The 6,489-nt window shown below is 29.7% G+C and carries 5 protein-coding genes; all 5 read left to right on the top strand.

Annotation, left to right across the window (positions count from 1 at the left end; genetic code table 11):
• The coding region (locus tag E6248_RS11460) for a LacI family DNA-binding transcriptional regulator (protein ID WP_316340936.1) at positions 1–997 on the top strand (997 nt) is incomplete at its 5' end.
• Positions 998–1,262: 265 nt separating this feature from the next.
• Positions 1,263–2,690: a PTS transporter subunit EIIC gene (locus E6248_RS11465; protein WP_316340937.1), complete on the top strand. Its 1,428-nt coding sequence runs from the start codon at positions 1,263–1,265 to the stop codon at positions 2,688–2,690.
• Positions 2,691–2,710: 20 nt separating this feature from the next.
• On the top strand, positions 2,711–4,192 hold the full coding sequence (locus E6248_RS11470; protein ID WP_316340938.1) for a sucrose-6-phosphate hydrolase: 1,482 nt from the start codon (positions 2,711–2,713) through the stop codon (positions 4,190–4,192).
• Between the two features lie 18 nt (positions 4,193–4,210).
• Positions 4,211–5,131, top strand: a complete 921-nt coding sequence (locus E6248_RS11475) for a carbohydrate kinase (RefSeq protein WP_316340939.1) — start codon at positions 4,211–4,213, stop codon at positions 5,129–5,131.
• 369 nt (positions 5,132–5,500) lie between these two features.
• The gene (gene bsh, locus E6248_RS11480) at positions 5,501–6,481 is read left to right on the top strand and encodes a choloylglycine hydrolase (protein ID WP_316340940.1); all 981 of its coding nucleotides are present in this window, start codon (positions 5,501–5,503) and stop codon (positions 6,479–6,481) included.
• Positions 6,482–6,489 lie beyond the last annotated feature (8 nt).

The raw sequence follows: 6,489 nt of genomic DNA on the forward strand, positions 1-6,489 counted from the left end.
GGATAATAGAAATTTAACTATAAAAGATATAGCAGAAATGGCTGGGGTTGCAAAAAGTACAGTTTCTAGATATTTAAATGGCGGTAAAATAAGTGAGAGTACAAGCGAGAAAATAAAAGTTATTATAGATAAATATAATTATGAACCTAATGCTTTTGCTCAAAGTTTAAAGGCAAAGAGAACAAAATTTGTTGGAATAATAGCACCTTGTTTAGATTCTGTAGTTACATCAAAAGTAATTATGTCTATTGATGAAAGACTTAGAGAAAAAGGATATAATTCGTTAATATTAAACACGAGCTTAAATAAAGAAAGTGAAGTTGAAAATATTGAAAATTTATCTAGGCTTAAGGTTGATGGAATTATTCTAATAGGTACAGAAATAACTAATGAGCATAAGAAAGTTATAAGTAAATTAAAAATTCCTATTATTATAGTAGGGCAGAAGTACGATAAAGCAATATCTATTATTAATGATGACTATAATGCGGGAAAGGTTGTAGGTGAGTACATTTTAAAAAATGGACATAAAAAAGTACTATATCTAGGTGTTGAAGAAAGTGATGAAGCGGTTGGAATCATAAGAAAAAAAGGTGTAAAAGAATCTTTGTTTAGAGATAAAACTGTAACATTTAAAGAAATAACTACAAGTTTTAGTGCTGAAAACTCTGAAAAAATAGTTAATGAATTAATAAATGATTTAGAGGAAACTGTTATTATTTGTGCTACAGATAAAATAGCTTTAGGAGCTTTGAAAGCTATTAATAAGAATAATAAAAGTGTTCCAGAAGATATTTCCTTAGTTGGTTTTGGTGGATACGATATTTCATCAATGATTACACCAAGCTTAACAACTATTAGATTTAACAATGATGAAGCAGGTATAATTTCAGCAAATACAATTATAAATTTAATAGAAGAAAAAGAAGTTGAAAGTTTACATATAATAGGATTTGATTTTATTAAAGGTGAAAGCGTTAAAGAAATTGTTAAATAATAATTTATTAAGGCTAAAATTTAAATAAGAGGTTAATGGTTACTACTCCATTTAGGCTTAAAGTGGATATATGTAAGTTTGCGTTGTTTTGGATAGAAGCGGCGGAAACTTATGTATATCCACTTTTATCATATAAAGAGAAAAATTACTCTTGAAAATGTTTTCTGTATCTATTGCATATGGATAAATAATGTGATAATATCTAATCATGGATTTTAGGAACCGGTTCCACTAATTGAAAAGAAAAGTACAGGGGGAAGAAATTATGTCAAACAAAAGTGAACAATATAAAAAAATTTCTGAAGAAATATTAGTACATATTGGCGGAAAAGATAACGTCCAAGGAGTAGCACATTGTGCTACAAGATTAAGAATAGTATTAGAAGATACTAAAAAAGTTAATATGAAAGAAATAGAAAATGTTGACCTAGCTAAAGGTGTATTCATAGTTGGGGATCAATTACAAATAATATTTGGAGCAGGTACTGTTAATGATGTATATAGTGTATTTGCAAAGGTATCAGGAAAGGAGAATATGTCTTTAAAAGATGTTAAGTCAAAATCTGCTGAAAAGCAAAATAGATTTCAGAAAGCTATTAAATCTTTATCAGACGTATTTGTAGATATTATTCCAGGATTACTTGCAGCTGCATTATTAATGGGTATTACAGGATTATTAACTCAACAAGGAATATTTGGAGAACAATCAGTAGTTGAGATGTTTCCATCCTTAGCTGGATTCAATAGATTTATGCAAATAACATCAACAGGAATATTTACTATACTACCATTACTAGTAGCTTACTCTGCTACTAAAAGATTCGGTGGGAATCCAGTTTTAGGTTTAGTAATTGGAGCAATAATGCTACATCCAGACTTAGCTAATGCTTACAGTGTTGGTAATGGATCTGTAGAACCAGAAGTTATTAATATTTTTGGATTAAAAGTTGAGCTTGTTGCTTTCCAAGGTGGAATAATCATTGCATTAATGATGGGATTCATAACAGCAAAGCTTGATAATTTCTTTAATAAGGTAATTCCTGATTTAGTTAAGTTATTCTTATCACCATTAGCAACAGTAACAGTTGGAGCATTTTTACTATTTACTATAATTGGACCAGTTGGTCGTGGATTAGCAGATGTGGTAACAAGCTCATTATTATGGACAACAACAAACTTAGGTATTTTCGGATATATGATTTTTGCTGGTATTCAACAAATAGTTGTAATAACAGGATTACATCACGTAATAGGTGCAGTAGAAGCTCAATTAATTGCAGATACAGGAAGAAACTTCATAATGCCATTAATGTCAGTAGCATTAATTGGTCAAGGAGGAGCGGTATTAGGGTACTTAGTAGCTAACTGGAATAATATGAAGGAAAGACAAATCTGTATATCTTCATTTGGATCGGTATTATTTGGTATATCTGAACCAGCAATATTTGGTGTAACATTAAAAAATAAATTTCCTCTAGTAGCTGGATGTATAGCAGGAGCTTTAGGTGGAGCTTATATATACATAACAAAGGTAACTGCAATAGGATTTGGAGCTACAGCTATACCAGGACTTGCAATAGTTGCAGCTGAAAATTCAGGACATTTAAATTACTTAATAGCTCATGGAATAGCTCTATTAGCAGGTGCAATTTTAACAATTATCTTTGCTAAAGCTAAGAAAAAAGCAGCTTAAAATACAGTTTGGGGGTTAAGATGATAATTTATAAGGAAGAAAAGCATAGAACAATAATCGAAGCAACAGAAGCAGAACTTAATGAACTTAAAAATAAATCAATAAATGATCCATGGAAACCTAATTATCACATTCATCCTGAATTTGGTTTATTAAATGATCCAAATGGATTAGCCTACTATAAAGGTAAGTATAGATTATTTCATCAGTGGTACCCATTTGGAGTAACCCATGGAATGAAGCATTGGGCTCAATTGGAATCAGAAGATTTAGTAAATTGGAAAAGGGTAGGGGTAGCACTTACTCCTACTGAAACTTATGAATCTCATGGAGCTTATTCAGGAACAGCTATAGAGATTGATGGAAAGCTATATTTATATTACACAGGTAATATTAAATTTGGAAAAGAAGAGAGAAGTGCTAATCAATGCTTAGCGATTATGGATGAAGATGGAAAAATTGAAAAGTATGGCAATAACCCACTAATATTAGGAGTACCTGAAGGATATACAGGTCATGTAAGAGACCCTAAGGTATTTAAAAAAGATAATAATTACTATATGATTTTAGGGGCTCAAAGATTAGATGAGACTGGCACATTTATTATGTATAAGTCAATTGATGGTTTAGAGTGGACTTTCCTTGGAGAGTTAAGCCTTGAAAACTTTGATAATAACTTTGGATATATGTGGGAGTGCCCAGATTATATAAATATAGATGGAAAAGATGTATTAATATTTTCTCCACAAGGGATAGAACCAGTAGAAAACAAATATCATAACATATTTAACGTTGTTTATGTAATTGGAAAGTTTGATGTAGAAAATTTAAAATTTATTGTGGAAAGCTACGATGAATTTGATGCTGGATTTGATTTTTACGCACCTCAAAGCTTTAAAGGTAAAATGAATCAGCCATTATTATTTGCATGGGCAGGTATGGGGGAATTCAAAGCTCCTACTGATGATAATCTATGGGCAAACTGTTTGACTTTCCCTAGAGAATTATCTATAAAAGGTGATAAGTTATATCAAGTGCCAGCTAAAGAATTAGAGCTTTTAAGAGATAATGAAGTCAGTAATAGTGGAATAGCTAATGAAAGAATAGAAATTTTAAGTGATAATAATTGTTATGAATTAGATTTAACTATTGATTCATTAGAAGCAAACAAGTTTGGAATTGAATTCTTAGTATCAGAAGAAGAAAAGTTAACATTAACCTTTAATAAGGATAATAAGAGTGTTATTTTAGATAGAAGTAATATGGTACATCAGTATGCAGAGGAATATGGAAATGTAAGAGAGACAATAATAAAATCATTTGATAAAGTAAATGTAAAAGCTTTAGTTGATAATAGTATAATAGAAATATTTATTAATAATGGAGAAAAAACATTTACATCTAGGGTATTCCCATTAGAAAATTCTAAGGGAGTAGAAATCTTTACTGATAGTGAGATAAAATATAGTTATAGTAAATATTCCTTAAAAAAAGGGATATAAGTTTGGAGGTAATAAGCTATGAATAATATATATTGTATTGGTGAATTATTAATAGATATGGTTTCTCAAGATGGAGATAGTTACTTAAAGAAACCAGGTGGAGCACCTGCCAATGTTGCTGTAGCTATAAGTAAATTAGGTGGAAAGTCTTACTTCCTAGGTCAAGTTGGAAAAGACAATTTTGGAAGCTTTTTAAAGAAAGCTTTAATAGAAAACAATGTTGACACATCACTTATGAAAGATGAAGGCAAGACAACTTTGGCATTAGTTACTTTAGATAAAAGTGGAGAAAGAAGTTTTGAATTTTACAGAGGAAGTGATAGCAAATATGTTATTGATCCAGCAATGATAGCAATAGATAATAAAGATATCATACATTTTGGATCTGCAACAGTATTCCTAGGAGGAGAAATTCAAGAAACTTATTATTCACTTTTAAAAGAAGGAAAGTCTAAAGGTGCATTAATTACTTTTGACCCTAATTACAGAGATGTACTAATAACAGAAGATTTATTAGGAGAATATAAAAAGCATTGCTGGAACTTTATGAAGGAAGCTGATTTTATTAAATTAAGTGATGAAGAAGCTATGCTATTAACAAATACTAAGACATTAGAGGAATCAATACAATCATTGAAAGACTCTAACCTTAAAACTATTGCAATAACTTTAGGTAAAGAAGGAACAATGCTCATAGAAGGAGATGAATCAATTATCATAGGTTCAATAGATATAGATCAAAAGGATTCTACAGGTGCAGGAGATGCTTTTGTTGGAGCTGTATTATATGGATTAACAAGAAGTGAAAATAGAGATTATGGTAAAATAATCGAATTTGCAAATGTAGTTGGAGCTATGACTTGCGAGGAATATGGTGCAATACCAGCAATACCGACAATGGATAAAGTAATTAAAAGAAAAGGCAAAGTTGAGTTTTAGTTATATATCAAAAAATAATAACTGAAGTTTAAGACCTAGATGTTAAGAAAATTTTTAACTTCTAGGTCTTTTTTATGCTAAAGATTTAATTTCTTTTCAGAGAGATTATTAAGATAAAAACCAGAAGATGAAGCTTTAAGAATACTTTAGTTAATAGATAAATAGAATAACTATGAGATAAACAAATAGATATTTAAATTTATAGTATTTATTCTACATTTCTACATAATATAAAAGAGTGAATAACATAATAAAGAAAAATATAAATTATGGAATAATAAAGAAAAGTAGAAATTATAAAATTAAGAGGTATAAATAGAATTTGTAGAGTAAGAAGTGTAAATTCTATTTATATAATAGGGTGGAAATATGTGTACAGCATTAACTATTAAATCAAATAAAGGTAATAACTTTTTTGGAAGAAATATGGATATAGAGTATTATTTTAATCAATCTGTTATGGTTGTTCCAAGGAATTATAAATACGAAGATAAGGTTACTGGTAATATGGTAAAGGGGAAGTATGGAATTATTGGAATGGGAACTGTTATTGATAATCATGCTGCATTAGCTGATGGAATGAATGAAAAAGGGTTGGCTTGTGCAGGATTAAACTTTGCAGGCTTTGCTTATTATGAAAAAGAACCAGTTAAAGGAAGAGTAAATGTTGCACCTTATGACTTTATACTTTGGGTTTTATTTAATCATGAAACAGTAGATGAAGTTAAGAAAGAAATCAAAAATATAGAGCTAGTAGATGTACCTTTAAATGAAAAATATCCTGTACCTACTCTTCATTGGATGATAGTAGATAGAACAGGAAAGTCTATAGTAGTAGAAAAAACTAAGGATGAGTTTGTAGTTTATGATAATAATATTGGAGTACTTACTAATAATCCAACCTTTGATTGGCATATAATTAATTTAAGTCAGTATGTAGGTATTACAGAGATGTATCCGAAAGAAACTAGATGGTGCAATCAAGAATTAGAACCTCTAGGAGTTGGAGCTGGAACTATAGGAATTCCAGGAGACTTTTCTTCAGTTTCAAGATTTGTAAGAATTGCATTTATTAAATCAAGATTACCAAAAGTAGAGGATGATTTAAGTGGTATTAGCCAATTTTTCCATATGCTTGATTATACAGCAATGGTAAAGGGAGGAGTTATGACTGTGGAAGGAAAAGAAGACTTTACTGTCTATGCTTCATGCATGAACCAAGAAAAAGGTATCTATTATTACAAGACCTACAATAATAATAGAATAAATGCCATTGATATAAATAAGGAAGATCTAGATGGAAGTGAGATTAAGGTTTTTCCTTATTTAATAAAACAAGATATATACTGAATTATACT

This window comes from Clostridium sp. (assembly GCF_032552055.1).
Lineage (GTDB): Bacteria > Bacillota > Clostridia > Clostridiales > Clostridiaceae > Clostridium.